This is a genomic window from Nisaea sp., from assembly GCF_017640745.1.
In the GTDB taxonomy this organism is placed as follows: Bacteria; Pseudomonadota; Alphaproteobacteria; order Thalassobaculales; family Thalassobaculaceae; genus Nisaea.
Genome location: NZ_JAEPQA010000024.1, coordinates 1 through 20730, shown reverse-complemented (window position 1 = coordinate 20730; position 20730 = coordinate 1). Strand labels below are relative to the sequence as shown.

The following is a 20730-nucleotide window of genomic DNA, read 5'->3' as shown; positions in this document are numbered from 1 at the left end:
CATGACGATGCGCGCCGCCTCTCTCCTGCTGGCAGGCGGCGCGCTTCTGCTCGTGGCGCTGTCACCGGTCTCGGCCGCGACGATCCGCGCGGGAGCCGAGAGAGTTCTCGGTGAAGCGCACAATTCGGGTTCCGTGCTCGGCACGCTGATGTTCTACGACGCGGGCGAGGATCTTGCCGGCGGCGAAGGCGGGCAGCCTTACGGTCCGGGAGACCGGGCCTGGGCCGAGCGCTGTCTCGGGATCTACGACCTCTACCGTCAGCTTGGCGGGGAAAAGCCGGAAGGCCGTCTCCGCTTCCGGCGCGACGGCGAACGCTATTTCTTCTCGCTCGCCGGGGCGCCCGGCCGCTGGTTCGACGCACCGGAAGCCGCCCTGTCCGATCTGTTGCGGCTGTTGCTTGCGCGCAGCATGGCGGTGCCGGAGAGCCTTGCCGAAATCGCCCGCTCAACTCCGGTCGACGCGTCTCTTGCCTCTCTGGCGGGCGCGCTCGACGAAGCGCTTGCCGAAAACAGCGGGCCCATCATTCTCGATCCTGGCGGGGCTCGGACGCTGACCTTCTCCGAGGCCGATATCGCGGTCGGGACCGCCGGACTTGAGGTGCGTTCGGAACCGCTCGAGGGGGGCGGTGTGGCCGCCAGCATCTCGGCTGTTCCGGGAGCGGAAGGGCGTCAGGCCGTACTCGGGTACCGTGAGGGCGTGCGGTTTCGGCCTGTTGCAGAACGCGACGTCTCGGTCCGCGACGGAGCCGCGCCCCGGACGCCCGGGCGGGAGCCGCCCGCTTCCGCCGGACCGAGGCCTCTGCAGGACGGTGTCGCGGCGTCGATCACCCAGGCCGGGGAGACGGTCCGTTTCACCCTTCCCGCAACCGAAGGCGGCCGGCTCGCCGTCACGTCGACCGGTCCGAGCGATGTCGAGGCGGTGCTGCGTTCGGCGGACGGGACGGTCGTCGCCCGAAACGACGATGGCGGCGACGGCTACAATTTCGCCCTCGAAGCGGATCTGGCGGCGGGGGCCTATACGCTTGAGGTCCGGCACTGTTGCGCCGGAACCGGGCCGTTCGGCCTCAGCGTCAGGGAGGAATAGAAAGGCGCCGCCGAGCCTCGATCGGCCCGGTGGCGCCTCTCGTCAGTTCGGGACCGGGATCGCCTCGATGGCGCTGCGGAAGCCCGGGTAATCCCAGGCATCATACTTCGCCAAAGCCGCAAAAGCCTTGTCCAGCGGGTCCTTCGCGGCTTCCGCCAGTTCCGTCATCCCCATCTGCGTGGCGGCGGAGAGCACCGCCCCGATCGCCATGGTGGCCTGCTCGGCGCCTGCGTAGTCGGAGAATTCCGCTTTCTTCGCTTCCTCGATCAGGCCGCCGAGAAGCTTTGAGACGTCGGTCTTGCCGAACGAATGTCCCGAGAACATTGCGACGAGGTCACCCGTGGTCTGTTTCAGGTCCTTCGCTGCCGCATGGAAGGCCTCCACGCTCTGGGTGCTGGCCGTGTGCAGCTGTTTGGTCTGCTCCACGAGCCTGGCGCCCTTGTCCGGGTCGAGGCTGCTCACCAGCACCCGCAACATCAGCAGATTGGAATCGTCGAAACGGACGACGCCGGGGCCGAGGCCGGTGCTCGGCCGCGCCTGCCAGCGCGGTTCGGTCAGCGAATGGTGGCAGGCCTGGCAGTCGAACAGCACCAGTTCGGGGAAGATCCCGTCCATTCCCCGCTTGGGGTCGAGCAGGGCGTCGATCCGGCGTTCCAGCGCGATTGCCTGGCCGATGGCCCAGGTCTGGATCCCGTTCGCCACCTGCTTGCGTTTGCGGTAATCGTCGTCCACCACGTAATGCGCGGGCTGGATGGCCGTGAAGGTGTCGAGCTCGAAGCTCATGCGGGGATGGCCTGCGCCCATGATCCGGTGCGTCACGAACTTGCTTTCGTCGCCGAAATGGCAGGAGAGGCAGAGTTCGGCGCGCTTCACCGGATCCTCGGTCGGATACATGCCCGCGGCGACGTTCTCCGCATGTCCGGCGATGCCGGCGACATGCAGGCCGAGCCAGCGTTCCGCGCCGCCGTGACAGGCTTCGCAACCGACGCCGTCGGAAATCTGGAACACCCTTCCGCGCGCTGCCGGGGCAACGTTGTCTGCGTGGCAATCGAGGCAGACATCCGCTTCGTGCGCGTTCGGCAGACCGAGATTTGCCGCGATCCGCTTCGAGGCGTCGTTCATCAGGACGGTATAGGCCTTGGAGTGGCTGTCCTTCTGCGACCAGGTCACGTACTCGTTCTGGAGTACCGTGGATTTTTCCCAGGCGCTGGCTGCGCCGTGGCAGGTGCTCCCGGCGCAGGACGTCACGCCGAGATGGATGTCCGACCGGTTTTGCGGGAGGTCAGGGGTGGCCAATCCATCCCGTGGCCCCGCGCCAAGCAGCAGGACTGCGACGGTCCCAGTGACGAAAATACGCTTCAGCATAGTCCCTCCGGAGCTCCCCATCCGTTGTTCTCGTTTCGCCGCTCGGCTCTTTTCGGCCGATGATAGCGCCTAATGTTTTCCTTTTTGCTGCGCCCGGGCCTGCAGCTCCATCACGGCACGTTTAGTTTCGGCATCGCCGGGGTTTTCGATGGAGGCAGAGACGTAGGCCGACACGGCTTCCTTCAGTTGGCCGGTTTCGGCGTAGAGTGCACCGAGCCGCTTCAAGGCTTCGACGTCGCGCGGATCTTTCTGCAGATGAACAAGAAGGTTCTCGATCTGTGCGTCAGGTAAAGACGGCCCGGATCCCGCCGTTGGCCGTGCGACATCCCGTGGCAAACCCGCAATCCAGGTCCCGGCGCCGACAAAGACGGAGCAGGCCGCGGCACTCGCGAGCAGAAGTGCTAGCGTATCGTTTCTCGACATAATCCGCCCCGTTCGTTACGGGGAGTTTCACACCTTAAACTCGTGGGTGACAAGAGCACGGGCATCGGGAGACTGGTTTTTTTGGCTGAAGACCGCTTCATTCATGGTGCGATTTTGCTGGCGGCAGCGCTGGCAATCGGCAGTTTTCTGGCTACTTGCGTCTCGCGCAGTGCCCGCCATGTCCCCGTTTTCGGCGCCAGACGGTCGCATTGCGCAGAGTGCGGCGATCCGGTTCCGGTTTTCGCGCTGGTGCCCTTGCTCGGATACATTGCATTGCGGGGGCGCTGCGCGACATGCGGGAACAAGATCGATCCATTGTTCCCGTTGATGGAGGTGATGGCTGCCATAATTGTCGCATCCGCACTGATCGAGGCGGGTTGGACGTTCTCTCCCCGCGTCGCTGCCGGTATCGCATTCGGGCTCGCGCTCGTCTTTCTCGGCTTTCACGATCTGCGCACCGGTCGGCTCCCGGACGCTGTCACTCTGCCTTTGCTGGTCGCCGGGCTGGGATTCTCGTTCGTGGCGGGGCCGGTATCTCCGGTCGAAAGTGCCGCCGGAGCAGTGCTCGGCGGCGGCGGCGCCTGGCTGGTCGGAGTCGCTTACCAGCGTTGCCGGGGAACCGACGGGCTCGGATTGGGCGACGTGAAACTGATTGCCGGGCTTGGTGCCTGGATCGGCGTCGGCGCCCTGCCCCTGATGATCCTGATGGCCTCCGGCGGGGCGCTTGCGGTGCTTGCCGGCGCAGGAATCGCGCGCGGATCTATTGCGCGCAATGCCCGAATTTCCTTCGGTCCCTTCCTTGCGTTGGCGGGCTGGGTCGCCTGGATTGCGGGCCTTTGACCGAAATACATCCGGACGAGGTGCAAGAACGTCAAATTTTCATGTGATTTCAAGAACCTCAATTTTGACAGCATGTGAGTTAACGCATATCGTCGTCTTGTCGTTAAAGGGCAATCAATAGTCCGAATAAACTTGAGAGATATATCTGGGGTCTAGCGGTGAGCCGTGATTGATCGCTTTGAAATTGTGATCGTCGGATCTGGTCCCGCTGGGCTCAGCGCTGCCGGACGTGCGGCCGAACGAGGCATTCCGCATCTGCTGCTGGAGCGCACGGACCACGCCGCCGACACCATTTTCAAATACCAGAAAAAGAAATTCGTCATGGCGACGCCCGACATCATGCCGCTGCGAAGCGACATGAGTTTCGAGGCTGGCGTTCGCGAGGACATTCTCGGCACCTGGGACCGGGAGCTGGAAAACCTCGGGGTAAATATCCGGTACAAGGCGGAGGTCACCGGGATCAGCGGCCAGAAGGGCGATTTCACGGTCACGCTGGCAAATGGAGATACCGTCTCCGCCGGACATGTCGTGCTGTCCATCGGATTGCAGGGGAACCTCCGCAAGCTCGGGGTTCCGGGAGCTGAATGGGAGCGTGTGCAGTATCAGCTCGACGATCCGCTGGAATACGAGGACGAAACGATTGTCGTGGTCGGTGCAGGCGATGCGGCGATCGAGAACGCCATCGGGCTCGCGGCCCAGAACAATGTGGTGATCGTCAACCGGCGCGGCGAGTTCGCGCGCGCCAAGCCGGGCAACCTGTCGCTGATCACGGAAGCGATCGAAAGCGGCAGGATCGAATGCTTCTACGATGCCGCACCGCTCAGCGTCGAGCCGGGCCGGATCACGCTGAAAGTGCCGGAAGGTGAAAGTGTGGTGGCCTGCGACCGGGTCATCGCCCGTCTCGGTGCGAACCCGCCGCGTAAATTCGTCGAAGCATGCGGTATCAGTTTCGCGAGCGACGATCCGGGCGCGCTGCCCGAGCTCTCCCAGACTTATGAATCCTCCGTCCCCGGCCTCTATGTCATCGGCGCGCTGGCAGGCTATCCGCTGATCAAGCTGGCGATGAACCAGGGGTACGAGGTCGTCGAGACGATCATGGGCAACGAGGTGAAGCCCGCCGACGAGCCGCTCCTCGAGAACAAGTTCAGGGTCCTCGGCAATGTGAAGGTCGAGGACGTCCTGGGCGCGATCCAGTCGAACGTGCCGCTTCTCTCCTCCATGACGATGCTGCAGCTCCGCGAATTCATGATCGACAGTACGGTGCATCTGAAGCAGCCGGGCGACGTGATCTTCGAGCGGAACGACTACACCAACAGCGTCTATTCCATCGTGAACGGCGCCGTCGATGTGCAGATCAATCCGCTGGATCCGAGCGAGGTCGTCACCCTCGGTGCGGGCTCGTTCTTCGGAGAGATGGGCCTGATCGCGGGCCGTCGCCGGACGGCGACGATCGTCGCCCGCGAGCAGTGCTTCCTGGTCGAGACGCCGCGCCGCGCCATGCTGCGCCTGATCAACTCGGTCCCGGCGGCGCGCCGGGTCCTCGACCAGGCCGCGATCTCGCGCCAGATCCAGATGCATCTGGCGCCGAACATCGATCCGGAGATGCTGCGGGAGGTTGTCGAGACCGCCGAGATCGAGAGTTTCTCAGCGGGCGACACCGTGATCACCGAAGGCGAGACGAGTAACGACGTCTATCTGATCCGCACCGGCTCGATGACCGTTTCCCGGCGCATCGCCGGCCGCGATATCGTGCTCTCCTACATTCCTGCCGGAAACTATATCGGCGAGATGGCGTTGCTCGGGAACACGCCGCGCTCGGCCACCGTGAAGGCGACGGTCGCCTCCGAGGCAATCAGGATCAATGCCGCGGCCTTCCGGAGCCTGCTGGACCGCGAGCCGGATCTGCGGCGGGAGATCGAATCCCGCTTCCAGGACCGGCTGGTCGAGAACGTGCAGACGGAAACCCGGCCCGAGTCCGGCGATATCATCGACTTCCTGGTCAATCAGGGCGTCGGCGAGGCGACCGACATCCTGCTGATCGACGAGAGCCTCTGCGTGCGCTGCGACAATTGCGAGAAGGCCTGCGCGGAGACCCATGGCGGTGTCTCGCGCCTCAACCGCGAGGCCGGCCCGACCTTCGGCACGCTGCATGTCCCGACCTCCTGCCGGCATTGCGAGCATCCACATTGCATGGCGGACTGTCCGGCCGACGCGATCCACCGCGCGCCGGACGGCGAGGTCTTCATCGACGACAAGTGCATCGGCTGCGGCAATTGCGCCCGCGACTGCCCCTATAACGTGATCCAGATGGCCTATCCGCGCCCCAAGAAGCCGGGGCTGCTCTCGTGGTTGCTGTTCGGAAGCGGTCCGGGACCGGGCGAGGACAAGCGCCCGGTGGTGAAGCCGGACGGCGCCCGTGAGTCCGCAGTGAAATGCGACATGTGCAAGGACATCACCGGTGGCGCGTCCTGCGTCAGCGCCTGCCCGACGGGGGCCGCGATCCGCGTCAGACCCGAGGAGTTTCTCTCCATCACCAACCTCGCACGGTTCGGGAGGTAGGGATGCACGAGGGGTTCCTGGTTCACAGCAATTTCAAATTCCTGAAATGGGCGAGCGCGCTCTGCATCCTCTCGGCCGTCGCCTATGCGATCTACGATCCGCTCGACGTGCAGAGCGGCGGGACCTGGCTCGGCTACGGTCTCGGGACGATCGGGGCCGTGCTGATCGTCTGGCTGATGTGGTTCGGCATCCGCAAGCGGCGCTACGGCGGCGCCTTCCGTCTGCGTTCCTGGCTCTCCGCTCATGTCTATCTCGGGCTCAGCCTGATCGTGGTTGCGACCCTGCATACCGGATTTCAACTCGGCTGGAACGTGCACACGCTGGCCTACGTGCTGATGATGCTGGTGATCGCGAGCGGCGCTTTCGGGATCTACGCCTATGCCCGTTATCCGCGGATGATGACCGAGAACCGGCGGGGCCTGTCGCTTGACGAGTTTCTCAGCCAGATCGGCGATATCGACCGGGAATGCCGTCAGGTCTCGGCCAATCTGCCGGACGAGATCGCGTCGCTGGTGTTGAAGTCCAGCAACGAGACCCGGATCGGAGGCTCTTGCTGGAGGCAGCTTTCCGGCAGGGATCGCAAATGCGCGGCTGCCGAGGCGTTCGAGGAGCTGCGCCGCGTGAGCACCAATGTCGGCCCGGAGCATGGACCGTCGGTGCGCAAGCTGCTGACGCTGATCGGCAAGAAATGCTCGCTGCTCGCGACCGTCCGGCGCGATATCCAGCTGAAGGCGCTGATGGACATCTGGCTGCATCTGCATGTGCCGCTGTCTTTCGCGCTGCTCGCCGCGCTGACCGCGCATATCATTTCCGTCTTCTACTACTGGTGACCGGATCATGGACGCGCGGATCACCACACTGACACGACGGGCCAAGGGCGGGATCGGCCGGAGGGAAGAGCTCGTCTCCGCGGAAGTCCTGCGCATCGGGCGGGGCAGCGACAACGAGATCTTTCTGCCGGATCCCCGTGTGCCGCTCCATCTCGGTGTCATCCACCTGAACAATGACGGGTTATTCGTCGAGGCTGTCGGGAGCGTCGACCTGCGCGTGAACGGCGCAGTGACCCGGACGGCGTTGCTCAAGTCCGGGGACACGCTCGGCGCCGGTCCCTACGAGATCGTCGTCGAGAAAAAGCCGGACGGTTTCGATCTCGGGGTGACGCTGGAACTGACGCAGCCGCTTGGCGACGATCTCGAGGAACTCCGCCGCCGGTCCTGCCTCTCGGTCGCCGAATCGGGCATTAGCAAGCGCGGGACCGCGTGGGTTCTCTCGCTGCTCATCCTTGCTATGTTCCTCGCCGTACCGGTGATCTGGCCCTTCCTTGCGCCGGAGAAGGACGCGCCGGTGGATGCCGCCGCCGCGGGTGCCGCGATGGCGAAGGGGCATGAGATGGGGTTCGACATCAGTTGGAATCCCGGCGAGATGATGAACTCGCACAAGTTTTTCGCGGACAATTGCAGCGCTTGCCACACCAAGCCTTTCATCCAGGTCGAAGACGCGGCCTGCGCCTCCTGCCACACCGCACAGCATGCGCATGCGACGCTGGACGCCTCTGTCGCGACCGGCATCACGGAGACCCGCTGCGCAACCTGTCACACGGAGCATAATGGGCCGGAGCCGATCCGCTCCGAGCGCCAGCGGCTTTGCTCTTCCTGTCACGAGAGTCTCGACAAGGCGTGGCCGCAGACGGCGCTTCTGAACGCAGGCGACTTCGGCACGGCGCATCCCCAGTTCCGGGCGACCGTCTGGACCGATCCGGGGGCCGGGAAACAGGCGCGCATCAGCTTGGACGACACCCCGAAGGAAGTTTCGAACCTGCGCTTCCCGCACAAGACCCACCTCGACCCGAAGAAGATGAAGGATCCGGAGACGGGCCAGAACACACAGCTCGAATGCGCCAGCTGCCACGTGCCGGAAGCCGGCGGCGCACTCATGAAGCCGTTGGTCATGGAGGACAATTGCGGCGGGTGCCACAAGCTGACCTTCGATCAGGATGCGCCGAAGCGCACCGTCTCCCATGGCAAGCCGGAGCTGGTTTATCGCGAGGTGCAGGAATTCTATGCCGCCCGCGCGCTTGACGGCGGCGTGCAGGAGCCGGAGGCGCCGGCCGTGGTGCGGCGGCGTCCGGGCACGCCGCTGACGGCGGAAGAGCGGCCCGAGGCGCTGGCCTGGGCCCGGCAGAAGGCGGACTGGGCGGCGCGCTATCTGTTCTCCAAGAGCCAGTGCGGGAGCTGTCATGTGCTCACGAACACGGAAGGTGCGCCGCAGGAGCTTTCCGTCGCGCCGGTGAAGGTCGCGGCGGTCTGGCATCCGAAGGCACGTTTCGATCACGGCGCACATGAGGATGTTGTCTGCGCCGATTGCCACGCGGCGGCGGAGTCCGTCGAGAGTTCCGATGTGCTGCTGCCGAAGATCGCCGTCTGCCGCGACTGTCACGGCGGGGAGACCGTCTCGGACCGGGTACCCAGCCCCTGCGTAACCTGTCATGCTTTCCATCTGGACGGCATGCCGCCGATGCATCCGGCAAGGGAGACTGCGGCGCAATGAATTTCCGGCACTTATATCGCGGCGGCCTGGTCGTGTTTTCTCTTCTCGCCGTGGCCTGCGGAACCGCCTTTGCCGATCCGGTTGTCCTCAGCGAGGACGGCGCACGGCTGGCCCAGGTGAATGTCGACAGTGCGAGCGTCTCGGTGGAGATCGAAGTCTCACTCGGGGGCGACCAGCCGACCGCCAATTACGTGAGCGCCCGGACCGGGGACGGGGACGTCCTGCAGCGGACCAATCTCGGCTACTGGATCCCGTGGGACGGCCGGCTCGACAGTCTGGTGGACAATCACTCTCCGGTTGCCGGCAACGTGATGAAGGTAAAGGTCTTCAGGGGAGAGGACCTGAGAGGCGAGCTGTTCCCGATCCGGGTGACCATCGCCTACGAGACCGCATCCAGCTTCAAGTTCGGAGTGGTCGAATTGGTGAATCCAGGCACGCATTGACGGGGAAGTGCGGGGGGTGATGAAGAGAGTGTTTCGAGCTCTGGGGATCGGCGTTCTGCTGGTATGCCTCGCCGCTGGCTTCTCCGCGAAGGCGCAGGAGAGCCTGACGGTCGCGGAGGTGAAGCGAGTGCTCGCTCAGGCGATCCAGGAAGCCCAGGCACGCGGCGCGCCTGCGTCGATCGCGGTGACGGACCGGGTCGGCAACGTGCTCGCCGTCTACAACATGATCGGTGCAAACCGGCAGTTCAGTATCTCGGGCACCGACTGCACCGTGTCTCTTGGCGGGGTGCCCACCGGCTGCATCGTCGTGACCTCTGGCGACCCGAACAAGGGCGGTCTCGAAGGGGTGGACGTACCGGGACCGGTTGCGGCTATCGCAAAGGCCATCACCGGCGCCTATCTCTCCTCGCGCGGCAATGCCTTCACCACCCGGACCGCGAGCCAGATCGTCCAGGAGCATTTCAATCCCCGCGAACGGTTCGCTCCGAGCGGACCGCTCTTCGGTGTGCAGTTCAGCCAGCTTCCCTGTTCCGATCTCTCCATCGCGACCAACAGCGCGGCGGTGACGATTGGCCCGAAGCGCTCTCCGCTCGGGCTCTCCGCCGATCCGGGGGGCGTGCCGCTCTACAAGAACAACGAGCCGGTCGGCGCCATCGGGGTGATTTCCGACGGCACCTACAGCGCCGACCTGAATGTCGGCGATGTCGATTCCGACAGTGACGAGTTGATCGCCGTCGCCGGGTCGGTCGGGTTCGAGGCGCCGGCGAATGTCCGGGGCGACCGGATCACGGTCGAAGGCAAGACCTTCCGCTTTACGGACCGGGGTTCCGCGGCGCTTCGCTCGACGCCGGGCGCCGCGCCGTCCTTCGACAGTCTCTCCGCTTCGGTCGGCGGTTTGACGCCGGTCGCGACCTATTTCGACGGCACGATCCGGGCCGGGACGGTGTTCGGCGCAGCGGCGAGCGGGTACCGGCCCGATACCAGCGGCGTCTTCGGCAATCTCGACGCCTATGTCCTCGTCAACAGTGCGAACCAGCCGCGCTTCACGCCGAAGGCGGGGACAGAAGGAACCGCCGACGCGCTGACGGCGGTCGAGGTCCAGACCATTCTGCGCAATGCGCTCTCCATCGCCTTCCGCGCCCGCGCACAGATCCGCCGTCCGCTCGGCAGCCATGCCCAGGTAACCATCTCGGTGGTGGATACCAATGGCGACATTCTCGGGATCGTGCGGACGCCGGACGGGCCGGTCTTCGGCACAGACGTCTCCCTGCAGAAGGCGCGCACCGCCGCCTTCTTCTCCAGCACCACCGCCGGGACCGAGCTGATCCAGGGCAATCTCGGAACCTACGTTCTGAACGCCCGTGCTTTCATCGGGCCGACGGCGCTTGCCGACGGGACCGCCTTCGCCGACCGTTCCGGCGGTAACCTCTCCCGCCCGTATTTCCCGGACGGGATCGACGGAACGTCGAACGGACCGTTCAGCCAGCCGATTAGTGTCTGGAGCCCGTTCAATACCGGCCTCCAGCTCGACACCGTGATCGGGAACATCGTACAGCACCGCTCCTTCCTGCTCGGACTGAGTGCGACCGATACCCAGCAGAATTGCAGCAACCTTCCGGTCCAGCCGGAAACCGGGAAAAGCCGGGCGGCGAACGGGTTTCAGATCTTCCCCGGCAGCGTGCCGATCTATCGAGGCAGCACGCTCGTCGGCGGCATCGGCGTCTCCGGCGACGGCGTCGACCAGGACGACATGATTTCCTTCCTCGGACTGCACAATGCGGGGATCGAACTCGGCACCGGCATCGGCAATGCGCCGACGGGTATCCGTGCGGACAATCTCGTTCCGCAGGGAACGCGCCTCCGCTATGTCTCCTGTCCGTTCGCACCGTTCCTCGATTCCGGAGAGCAGACGCCATGCAACGGCAAGTGACGAGCATGCTCCGCGTCCTGCTTGCCGGCGGATTGCTGGCGGCGGCCGGCTATGCGTCCGATCTCTCCGCACAAGGCATCGAGCGTCAGCGGCCAGGCAGCACGCCACCCTCCGAGGTCGAACAGCGCGCGCCGCTGTCTTCCGCGATCAAGCAGCGCGTCGCGCCTCCGGGCCGGAAAGATCCGTCTAATATCGCGCCCATTCCGGACCGCTGGCGTCTGATCGAGGCGGTCGGTGTCGAGGAGTCGATCCTCGACCCCTACAACCGGAACCCGATCAAAGGTGACCGTCCGCTGCTCGGAACCAAGGACTGGTTCGTCAATATCGCCGCGATCTCCGACACGGTCGCCGAACCGCGCAGCGTGCCGACGCCGATCGGCGTCCAGTCCTCCGACAATGCCGGGAACTACGATCTCTTCGGTGAGACCGATCAGTTCGTCTTCAACCAGAATTTCATCGTCAGCGCGTCGCTCATCAAGGGCGACACCGCCTTCAAGCCGCCGGACCTCGAATTCCGTCTGACGCCGGTCATCAACTACAATTACGCGGACGTGCAGGAGCGCCGGGTACTCTATGCCGATCCGCGGCAGGGGACGGAACGCACTGACACCCATTTCGCGCTGCAGGAAGCCTTCGTCGATTATCACATCCGGAATGTCTCGGACCGTTACGACTTCGACTCGGTCCGTGTCGGCATCCAGCCTTTCTCCAGTGACTTCCGAGGCTTCCTGTTCCAGGACAACCAGCTCGGCGTGCGTTTCTTCGGCGACCGCGACAACAACATCTACCAGTACAATCTCGCCTGGTTCCGCCGGCTGGAGAAGGATACCAACAGCGGCCTCAACGATGTCGACCGCAAGCTGCGGGAGGACGATGTCTTCGTTGCCAATCTCTACTGGCAGGATTTCCCGGCGCTCGGTTACCAGAGCCAGATCACCGGCATCTACAACCGCAACCGCGAAGGCGACGATTTCTACTTCGACAACAACAATTTCATCCAGCGCCCGACCTCCTTCGGGGCGGAGCGCGGACGGAACTACGATGTCGGCTACATCGGCTACAATGGCGACGGTCATTTCGGGCGCCTGAACCTGACGACCTCGGTCTATTACGCCTTCGGCTCGAACCGGAACAGCCAGTTCACCAACGAGGAAGCGGACGTCAGCGCCTTCTTCGCGGCGGCGGAGCCGTCGATCGACTTCGACTGGGTCAGGCTGCGCGGTTCGCTGGTCTATGCCTCCGGTGACGACGATCCGTTCGACGGCACGCAGAGAGGCTTCGATGCGATCTTTGAGAACCCGCAGATCGCCGGATCCGACACCAATTACTGGATCCGCCAGGGAATTCCCCTGATCGGCGGTGGCGGCGTCGTGCTTTCGAACCGCAACGCCATGTTGCCGTCATTGCGCGGCTCGAAGGAACACGGTCAGTCGAATTTCGACAATCCGGGCTTCCGCTTGATCGGCGCCGGTGCGGATTTCGACATCCTTCCGGAACTCCGGCTCTCGACGAACCTCAATTACATGCAGTTCGACGACACCGCAGTGCTCGAAGTGGCGCGCAATCAGCAGGATATCTCGCGCGATATCGGTTGGGACCTGTCGGCGGCACTCATCTACCGTCCGTTCTTCACCCAGAACGTGGTGTTCCGCCTTTCGGGTGCGGTGCTGTTCGCAGGGCAGGGCATCAAGGATCTCTACGGCGAGCAGAACCGCAATGACGACACTTACTACACGGTTCTCGCGAACCTGATCCTGACCTACTGACGGGAGCGGTCATGCGACGCGGCACTCCACTCATCCTGGCCCTGCTTTTCACGCTCCTTGCGGCTGCGCCGGGAGCGGTGATGGCGGCATCAGGCGAGAAGCCGCGCGATATCCACTACACCGCGACGCCGCCGGCGCCGAAATGGCAGCCCAAGGAGGCGATCGACGCCAAAAGCGTCGGGTGCATGAGCTGCCATACCGAGACGGACGAGCCGAGCATGCACCGGAGCGGCGGCGTCCCGCTCGGCTGTACCGACTGCCATGGCGGCAATGCCTCGGTGATGAAGCCGTCGGAAGGCGCGCCTTCGCAAACGGCTTACAGGACCGCCCTCGACAAGGCGCATGTGCAGCCGCTCTATCCGGAGAGCTGGCAATATCCGGCCAGCGCCAATCCGGAGCGCTCCTACACGCTGCTGAACCGGGAGAGCCCGGAATTCATCCGTTTCGTCAATCCGAGCGACTACCGGGTCGTGGACGAGTCCTGCGGCGCCTGCCACGCGCGGGAGATCCGCGCCGCGAAGAACAGCCTGATGGCGACCGGCGCAATGCTCTGGGGCGGAGCCGCCTATAACAACGGTATCCTGCCCTACAAGAACTACCTGCTCGGCGAAGCCTATACCCGCGACGGCCAGCCGGCGGCGCTGACCAATCCGGTGCCGCCGACGGACGAGATGAAGGACGCTGGCGTGCTGGAGAAACTGGTGCCGATGCCGGCCTGGGAAGTGATCCCGCCGGGCGACATTTTCCGCGTCTTCGAGCGTGGCGGCCGCAATATCGTCAACCTGTTCCCGGAAATCGGCCTGCCGAATGCGCTCGGTCAGCTGCAGCGGCTGGAGGAACCCGGCCGCCCGGATCTGAAACAGTCGAACCGCGGCCCCGGAACCGGTCTCCGGATTGCGGTGCCGGTGATCAACATCCACAAGACCCGCCTGAACGACCCCTTCACCTGGTTCCTCGGCACCAACGACCAGCCGGGCGATTTCCGCTCCTCAGGCTGCGCCTCCTGCCATGTGGTCTATGCGAACGACCGCGACCCGCGCCATTCCGGGCCCTACTCGAAGCACGGGCACATGGGGGTGACGGACAGCAAGGATCCGACGATCCCGCGCAACGAGCCGGGCCACCCGCTGCGCCATGAGTTTACCAGCGCGATCCCGACCAGCCAGTGCATGGTCTGCCACATGCACCAGCCGAACGTCTTCGTGAACTCGTTCCTCGGCTACACCATGTGGGACTACGAGTCCGACGCGCCGCACATGTGGCCGAAGGAGCAGAAATATCCGAGCAACGCGGAGATGCACGCGATCCTCGAGCGCAACCCGGAAGAGGCGGCGATCCGCGGTCTCTGGGGCGACAGGGCCTTCCTTGCCAAGGTTTCGGAGATGAACCCGAAACTGAACAATACCCAGTTCGCCGACTATCACGGGCACGGCTGGAACTTCCGCGCGATCTTCAAGAAGGACGAAGCCGGCAACCTGCTCGACAAGGACGGTAACGTCGTCTCGCCGGACGACCCGGACAAGTTCAAGAAGGCCGTGCACATGTCCTCGATCCATCTCGATGTCGGCATGCATTGTGTCGATTGTCATTTCGAGCAGGACGCGCATGGCAACGGCCATCTCTACGGCGAGGTCGCAAACGCCATCGAGATCACCTGTCAGGACTGCCACGGCACGGCGGACGAATATCCGACCCTGTTGACCTCGGGGCCTGCGGCGCCGGAGGGCGGCAACGACATCTCACTGACCCGCAATTCGGATGGCAGCCGGCGTTTCGAGTGGCGCGGCAAGACGCTGGTCCAGCGTTCCGCGCTCTGGCCGGGCCTCGAATGGCAGGTCAGCCTGGTGAAGAACACGGTCGATCCTGCGAGCGCGGACTACAATGCCAAGGCGGCGCGTGCGAAGCTGATGAAGGGCGATCCGGACGATATGTCCTGGGGGCCGGGCGTGCCGAAGGAGGCGCGGGCGCACAAGGACGACGAGATGGAGTGCTTCACCTGCCATCTCTCCTGGACCACGAGCTGCGCCGGCTGTCACCTGCCGATCCAGGCGAACTGGAAAACCGAGCGTCATCACTACGAAGGCGGCGAGACCCGCAACTACGCGACCTATAACCCGCAGGTCGTGCGCGACCAGATGTTCCAGCTCGGCCGTCACTCGACAGCGAAGGGCAACACGATCGCGCCGGTCCGCTCCTCCTCTGCGCTGATCCTCTCCTCGACCAACATAAACCGCGAAAAAATCTACATCCAGCAGGCGCCGATCGCGGCCGCGGGCTATTCCAGCCAGGCCTTCGCGCCGCATTTCCCGCACACGGTGCGCAAGGAGGAGACCAAGACCTGCTCCGACTGCCACCTCTCGGAGAAGAACGACAACAACGCCCGGATGGCCCAACTCCTGCTGCTCGGCACCAACTTCGTGAATTTCGTCGGCTACAACGCCTGGATCGGCGGCGAGGGCGGTGTCGAGGCGGTGCGTGTGACCGAATGGGACGAGCCGCAGGCGGTGATCGGCTCCTACCTGCAGCGTTATGCCTATCCGGACTGGTACGAGGACCACCAGAAGGCCGGACGCGAACTGAAGGAAAGCTACGCACATGACGGGCCGGGTGCGGCCAACTGCCTGCAGCTCAGGGGCGAGTATCTCTATACCGCCGAGGGGCCGGGTGGGTTCCATATCTATGATGTCGCCTCGATCGCCAACAAGGGTTTCAGCCAGCGCATCATCACCGCGCCCTTCTCCGAACTCGGCCACGACACCCAGGTGGAGACGGCGAATGCGACCTGCATGGCGCTGCCGAGCACCCAGCCGATCCATCCGCCGCGCAATGAGGGCGAGCTGATGCGGGTGGCCAACCAGGAACAGCCGTTCCACCCGATCTACAATTACGCGCTGGTCACGGATGCCGAGGAAGGCCTGATCCTCGTCAATGTGAACACCATGGCCGACGGTGAACCGCGCAACAATTTCCTCGACCGGGCAGTGACCTGGAACGAAGACGGCGTGCTCGACGGTGCCCGCCATGTCACCGTCGCCGGTCATTTCGTCTATGTGACGACGCCGGACAGTCTCGTGGTGCTCGATCTCGACGATCCGCTCGCGCCGACGCTGGTGAAGCAGGTTCCGATGGACGATCCGCGGGCGACGGCGGTGCAGTTCCGCTATCTCTTCGTCAGCGACCGCGAGGGCGTAAAGGTCTTCGACGTCACCGATCCCCGGAAGATCTCCAGGGTGCCGGGCGCAGTGGTCCCGCTTGCCGACGCGCATCGGATCTACGTGGCGCGGACCTATGCCTATGTCGCCGCGGGCAGGGACGGGCTGGCGATCCTCAACGTGAAGAATCCGACGATGCCGAAGCTGCATCAGATGTTCGACGCGGACGGGGCGATCTCTGACGCCCGTGACGTCGTCGTCGGCTCCACCAACGCGTCGCTCTTCGCCTATGTCGCGGACGGTGTGAACGGTTTGAAGGTGATCCAGCTGACCGCGCCGGACACGCAACCGCGCTTCTACGGCTTCAGTCCGGAGCCGAAACCGGAGCTGATCGCCTGGAAGAAGACGGCCTATCCCGCTCTGGCGCTCTCGAAGGGGCTCGATCGGGACCGCGGTGTGGACGAGACCGGGGGGCAGATCGCGATCTTCGGGCGTCTCGGTTCGCGTCCGTTCACGCTGGAAGAGATGCAACATTTCTATCTGAACGAGTCCGGCGCGCCCTACTTCGTCAGTGACGAGATCCGGCAAGAGGATTTCGTCGCCGCCGGCGACAGGCGGCAGGCAAAGGCCAATTGACCCGCGTCTTGGCCGGATCTGCCGCGATGGCGTATGATCCGGACCATGTCAGACATCTCACCCATTGCGGAGGCGGGCGATGAGCCGGACCGGCGATGAGCGGCGGTCCCGCAGGCTGGCGCGAATGCGGGCACGGGCGCTCGGCGGAGAACGCCGGAGCGACCGGTTATTGCGGGAGATTGTCGACGAGGCGGAAGAAGAGATCGAGGCAGCGGAACGGAGCCTTGCGGCAAACATCTCTCGCAAACTTGGTCCGAAAGGCCGCTTCCTCGCCTTTGCGACCCTGATCGGCGTCGCGATCACGGCGGCGTCGATCTATTACGAGCGGCGGGTCGTCGAAACCGCGGTCCGGGCCGACTGGCAGGATCCGGTCCTGGTCTCGGAAGGCCGTGCGCTCTACCGGAACAATTGCGCATTCTGCCATGGCGATGCCCTCGAAGGGCAGGCTGGTTGGGACGGTGACTATCCGCGCGGCCACAGGCCTGCGCTGCCGCTGGACGGCACCGCCCCGATCTGGCGGCTCAGCGACGACGATATTTTCGACGTTATCAAATATGGCGGTCAGCCGTTCTCGCCGCGCAGTTACAAGAACGACATGCCGGGCTTCGAAATGCAGATCTCGGACGCCGGGATCTGGGCGCTGGTTGCCTTCATGAAGAGCAAGTGGTCGGAGGAAACGCGGCAACGGCAGGAGGAAGAGGCGGCGTTGCGGCGTCCGCCGGGATAAAGAGGGTCAGGCGAGACCGGCGGCCTTGAGACGCTGTTCCAGGTCCTTGAGCATCGATTTCTTTTTCTGCGCGTCGCTGCTGTCCGCGAGATAGCTTTCGAGAAAATCTGGCTTCTTCATGAAATCGTGCGCCGCCTTGCGTGCGGTCTTTACATTGCCGGAGCCGACCACGGTGCCGTCGGCCAGCAAATCGATCACCTTGAGCGCCTTCGCCGCGGTCGTGGCGGCGCGGGCTTCGAGCTTCTTGTAGAAGTCGGCTTGTTCCAGCATCGAGGCCTGCAGTTCCTCGACGATATTGCAGATCCGGTCCTCGATGCGCGGCGGGAACTTGTTTGCCCTGGCCTCCTTGAAGACTTTGGCGAGCAGCGCGAGCTTGTCCTCGAGTCCGCCTTCACTGTTCCGGACCGCGCGCTCGAAGTCCGGCTGGCCCATCACCGATGTCACGTATCGCGAAAGATAGTCCGAGCCTTTCTCGCTGATCGCGCCCTTGCGCAATTGCAGGGCCATCAGGATCTTGTCCTGGACCTCGATGCGTCCGCCCACGACGAGGTCGATGGTCTCGTCGCTCAACAGGGAGGCTTCCCGTTTCTCAAGCGCGATGCGGCATTCGTCGCCGCCGAGGAAGCCATTCGGCGTGTTCATCTTCCTGTAGATTGTGCGGACCTGTTCGAGTTCGGCGCCGAGATTCCCGTTGGTCAGCTTTCCGCTCGATTCCAGCGCCCGAACCAGAAGCCGGAGGATGACGTCGCGGGTCTCCGGGATGTAGCCGGACTTCGCCAGCATATAGAATTTCTTGGCGTTCGCCGGTTTGTCCGGGGCCTCGAACGGCTCGATCTCGCCACGATGGAGCGCCATCAGCCGCTCGACCTCTTCGCCGGTCGAGCGCATTTCGCCGAAGATGTTCTTCGCGGCGTCCGGTGCGCGAAGGATCTCGGCGATGAAGGGATCGAAATGTCCGAACGCCTCGATCCCGGTGATGGTGTGGCCGAGTTCGTAGAGCGTTTCGAATTTCTTCACCCAGTCGTTTACGCCGTCGAGCGTTTCCGTCAGGACGGCGCGAACCCTGAATGCATGATCCGCCGGCTTCTCGCCGCTGCGCATGGCCATCAGGTCCGGGAGATTTTCCTTGTCCAGTTTCGCCGGCGGTTCCTTTTCCAGCTTTTCGAGACAGTGCTTGTGGAGACTGTCGGTCAGCTCATAAAGCCGGCGTACCCGTTCGCTGACGGGCATCTGGGTTCCCTTCACCTGTGCGATGGAGGTCTTCTGCACCGCCTGCATCAGGGTCTGGCCCGCATCGCTGAAGGCGCGCTGGTGGCGCGTGGAATGCAGCAGTTCGGTTGGGGTCAGGCGGACGGACTGCAAGTAACGCCCAGCGGCCCGACCGATCGCGTCACGGGATTTGCGAGAGTAGAAGTCCGCCACATCCTCGCAGATCGCGTCCTTGAAGCTTTGTGCCTCGGCTTTTTGCTGATCTGTCATGATGTTTACGGGTGTTACCTGCACAAAACTTGCTGATTGCTAGGGAATTAGCGTGGTTTACCTTCGAATTAGACCACGAATAACCCGCGTGTTCTATAATGCGCAACCCAATATGCGTGTGGGATAAGCCACGCGGCTGCCGAGATGTTAACCCTGTTTCTGCCGCGCCACTTCATAGAGCGTGGCGGCGGTTGCCGCGGAAACGTTGAGGGTTGCGACCGGCCCCATTGTCGGCAGCCGGACCAGCAGGTCGCAATGCTCCCGCGTCAGACGCCTGAGGCCGCTCCCCTCCGACCCCATGACGATCGCGATCCGTCCCTTGAGATCGGCTTCGTCGATTTTTTTCTCTGCCTCCCCGTCGAGCCCGACACACCAGAAACCCGCGTCCTGAAGCATCTCCATCGAGCGGCTGAGATTGGTCACGTAGACCAGGTCGATGGCGTCGAGGGCGCCGGACGCGGATTTCGCCAACACTCCGGTCGTGGGTGCCGCATTCCTGTCGGTGGCAATGACGGCGCGGGCGCCGAAGGCCGCGGCGGAGCGCAGGACCGCGCCGACATTATGCGGGTCGGTAACCTGATCGAGCAGAACGAGAAGGCATTCCTCGCCCGCATCCTCGAGAACATCCTCGATCGCGACCTCCGGAAGCGGTCGGACCTCGGCAATGATGCCCTGGTGAACGGCTCCTTCGCCCGCGAGGGCATCGAGTGTGTCCTTGTCCCTGATGAGCGGTTGCGGAAGATTTTCGCGACGCTGTTCGGGAAGGGCGGCGAGACGTGCTGCGAGGTCCGCTTCGCTCCGCGCGGTACAGAGCAGGCCCTTGATCTGCCGTTTGTCGTTCGCAAGCGCCATCGAGACAGCGTGCCAACCCCAAAGCAGGTCCTTGCCCGAGGCCGTGGGTCCCGATTGCGGTTTGCCGCGAGCACGCCCTTGCGCGGGTTTGCGGGATCGAAATTTGCTCATGAGGCCCACCTGGTCATAAGATCGCTCCAGCCCGTCGCAGACAGAGCGCCGTTTCGCGGAATGAATGCCGCGTGACCGCTTTTGCCATGTTTTTTGGCGTTGACAAACAGAGACTATTTCTCATATTTCGCACTCCCTTCAAACGCGGGGACCGAAACAGCCACGAAAGTGGTCGACGGAATTCGCGTCCGGGAATCGGGTGGGGTGCCCGAGTGGCTAAAGGGGACGGGCTGTAAACCCGTTGGCTATGCCTACGTTGGTTCGAATCCAACCCCCACCACCATTCCGCTTGCCGTGCCGGCTTCCGGCCGGAAAGTGGGATAAAAAAGTTAGTGCTTGGCCGGTGTTCGGGGCGGAAGCCGCGGGCACCGCCGCGGTGTGCGGTAGGCTGGGCGGGTGTAGCTCAATGGTAGAGCAGCAGCCTTCCAAGCTGAATACGTGGGTTCGATTCCCATCACCCGCTCCACCGCATCCCGCCGCGGCAGGCTGAGCAGAGGGATCAATTCGGGTCATGCACGGTGCGGAGCGCCAGCGTGGCCGGCAAATCAAGCAGGAACACGTGCGCGATGGCGAAGGAAAAGTTTCAGCGGAATAAGCCGCACTGCAACATTGGGACGATCGGCCACGTCGACCACGGTAAGACGTCGCTGACGGCCGCGATCACGAAGGTGCTGGCGGAGTCTGGCGGAGCGTCGTTTACGGCGTACGACCAGATCGACAAGGCGCCTGAAGAGCGCGCGCGCGGCATCACGATTTCGACGGCGCACGTCGAGTACGAGACGGCGAACCGTCACTATGCGCACGTCGACTGCCCGG

15 protein-coding genes, 2 tRNA genes and 1 pseudogene are annotated in these 20730 nt (G+C 63.9%); 14 read left to right on the top strand and 4 right to left on the bottom strand.

Annotated features, from left to right (window positions below; all coding sequences use genetic code 11):
• Position 1 precedes the first annotated feature (1 nt).
• Entirely contained in the window at positions 2-1084 is a 1083-nt protein-coding gene (locus JJ959_RS16100; protein WP_292885690.1) for a hypothetical protein, read from the top strand.
• 42 nt (positions 1085-1126) lie between these two features.
• On the opposite strand, the gene JJ959_RS16095 is transcribed toward JJ959_RS16100, so the two are convergent.
• Together JJ959_RS16095 and JJ959_RS16090 are read right to left on the bottom strand one after the other, a co-directional pair.
• Positions 1127-2449, bottom strand: a complete 1323-nt coding sequence (locus tag JJ959_RS16095; protein ID WP_292885687.1) for a multiheme c-type cytochrome — start codon at positions 2447-2449, stop codon at positions 1127-1129.
• A 69-nt stretch (positions 2450-2518) separates the two neighbouring features.
• Positions 2519-2872: a hypothetical protein gene (locus JJ959_RS16090; RefSeq protein ID WP_292885684.1), complete on the bottom strand. Its 354-nt coding sequence runs from the start codon at positions 2870-2872 to the stop codon at positions 2519-2521.
• Positions 2873-2914: 42 nt separating this feature from the next.
• Between JJ959_RS16090 and JJ959_RS21360 the strand changes: the two are divergent.
• The 10 genes and pseudogenes from JJ959_RS21360 to JJ959_RS16040 all read left to right on the top strand — a co-directional run.
• Positions 2915-3178 (top strand): annotated as a pseudogene (locus tag JJ959_RS21360) (prepilin peptidase); the annotation flags it as partial.
• Positions 3179-3208: 30 nt separating this feature from the next.
• On the top strand, positions 3209-3712 hold the full coding sequence (locus tag JJ959_RS16080; RefSeq protein ID WP_292885678.1) for an A24 family peptidase: 504 nt from the start codon (positions 3209-3211) through the stop codon (positions 3710-3712).
• Between the two features lie 165 nt (positions 3713-3877).
• Positions 3878-6271 carry a cyclic nucleotide-binding domain-containing protein gene (locus JJ959_RS16075; RefSeq protein ID WP_292885676.1) on the top strand — a complete coding sequence of 798 codons (2394 nt, stop codon included), beginning with the start codon at positions 3878-3880 and terminating at the stop codon, positions 6269-6271.
• Between the two features lie 2 nt (positions 6272-6273).
• Complete coding sequence (locus JJ959_RS16070) at positions 6274-7101, top strand: hypothetical protein (RefSeq protein WP_292885674.1); 828 nt, start codon at positions 6274-6276, stop codon at positions 7099-7101.
• Positions 7102-7108: 7 nt separating this feature from the next.
• On the top strand, positions 7109-8818 hold the full coding sequence (locus tag JJ959_RS16065) for a cytochrome c3 family protein (RefSeq protein ID WP_292885672.1): 1710 nt from the start codon (positions 7109-7111) through the stop codon (positions 8816-8818).
• 32 nt (positions 8819-8850) lie between these two features.
• Positions 8851-9261: a hypothetical protein gene (locus tag JJ959_RS16060; protein WP_292885669.1), complete on the top strand. Its 411-nt coding sequence runs from the start codon at positions 8851-8853 to the stop codon at positions 9259-9261.
• Between the two features lie 19 nt (positions 9262-9280).
• The gene (locus JJ959_RS16055; protein ID WP_292885666.1) at positions 9281-11191 is read left to right on the top strand and encodes a heme-binding protein; all 1911 of its coding nucleotides are present in this window, start codon (positions 9281-9283) and stop codon (positions 11189-11191) included.
• On the top strand, positions 11176-12957 hold the full coding sequence (locus tag JJ959_RS16050; RefSeq protein WP_292885663.1) for a hypothetical protein: 1782 nt from the start codon (positions 11176-11178) through the stop codon (positions 12955-12957). The genes JJ959_RS16055 and JJ959_RS16050 overlap by 16 nt, the downstream gene beginning before the upstream one ends.
• 11 nt (positions 12958-12968) lie before the next feature.
• The gene (locus JJ959_RS16045; protein ID WP_292885660.1) at positions 12969-16745 is read left to right on the top strand and encodes a hypothetical protein; all 3777 of its coding nucleotides are present in this window, start codon (positions 12969-12971) and stop codon (positions 16743-16745) included.
• A 79-nt stretch (positions 16746-16824) separates the two neighbouring features.
• Positions 16825-17472, top strand: coding sequence for a c-type cytochrome (locus JJ959_RS16040; protein ID WP_292885657.1), 648 nt, complete (start codon positions 16825-16827; stop codon positions 17470-17472).
• Between the two features lie 6 nt (positions 17473-17478).
• On the opposite strand, the gene JJ959_RS16035 is transcribed toward JJ959_RS16040, so the two are convergent.
• Positions 17479-18951, bottom strand: a complete 1473-nt coding sequence (locus tag JJ959_RS16035; RefSeq protein ID WP_292885654.1) for a hypothetical protein — start codon at positions 18949-18951, stop codon at positions 17479-17481.
• 147 nt (positions 18952-19098) lie between these two features.
• A complete protein-coding gene (gene rlmB, locus JJ959_RS16030; RefSeq protein ID WP_292885651.1) occupies positions 19099-19914 on the bottom strand; it encodes a 23S rRNA (guanosine(2251)-2'-O)-methyltransferase RlmB in 816 nt (271 codons plus the stop codon).
• Positions 19915-20112: 198 nt separating this feature from the next.
• Between rlmB and JJ959_RS16025 the strand changes: the two genes are divergently transcribed.
• From JJ959_RS16025 to JJ959_RS16015, 3 genes are all read left to right on the top strand, one after another.
• Positions 20113-20197: transfer RNA gene (locus tag JJ959_RS16025), tRNA-Tyr, on the top strand.
• Positions 20198-20306: 109 nt separating this feature from the next.
• Positions 20307-20380, top strand: a tRNA-Gly gene (locus tag JJ959_RS16020).
• A gap of 100 nt (positions 20381-20480) precedes the next feature.
• Positions 20481-20730, top strand: a 250-nt coding sequence (locus tag JJ959_RS16015) for a GTP-binding protein (RefSeq protein ID WP_292885648.1), incomplete at its 3' end; no start/stop codon positions are given.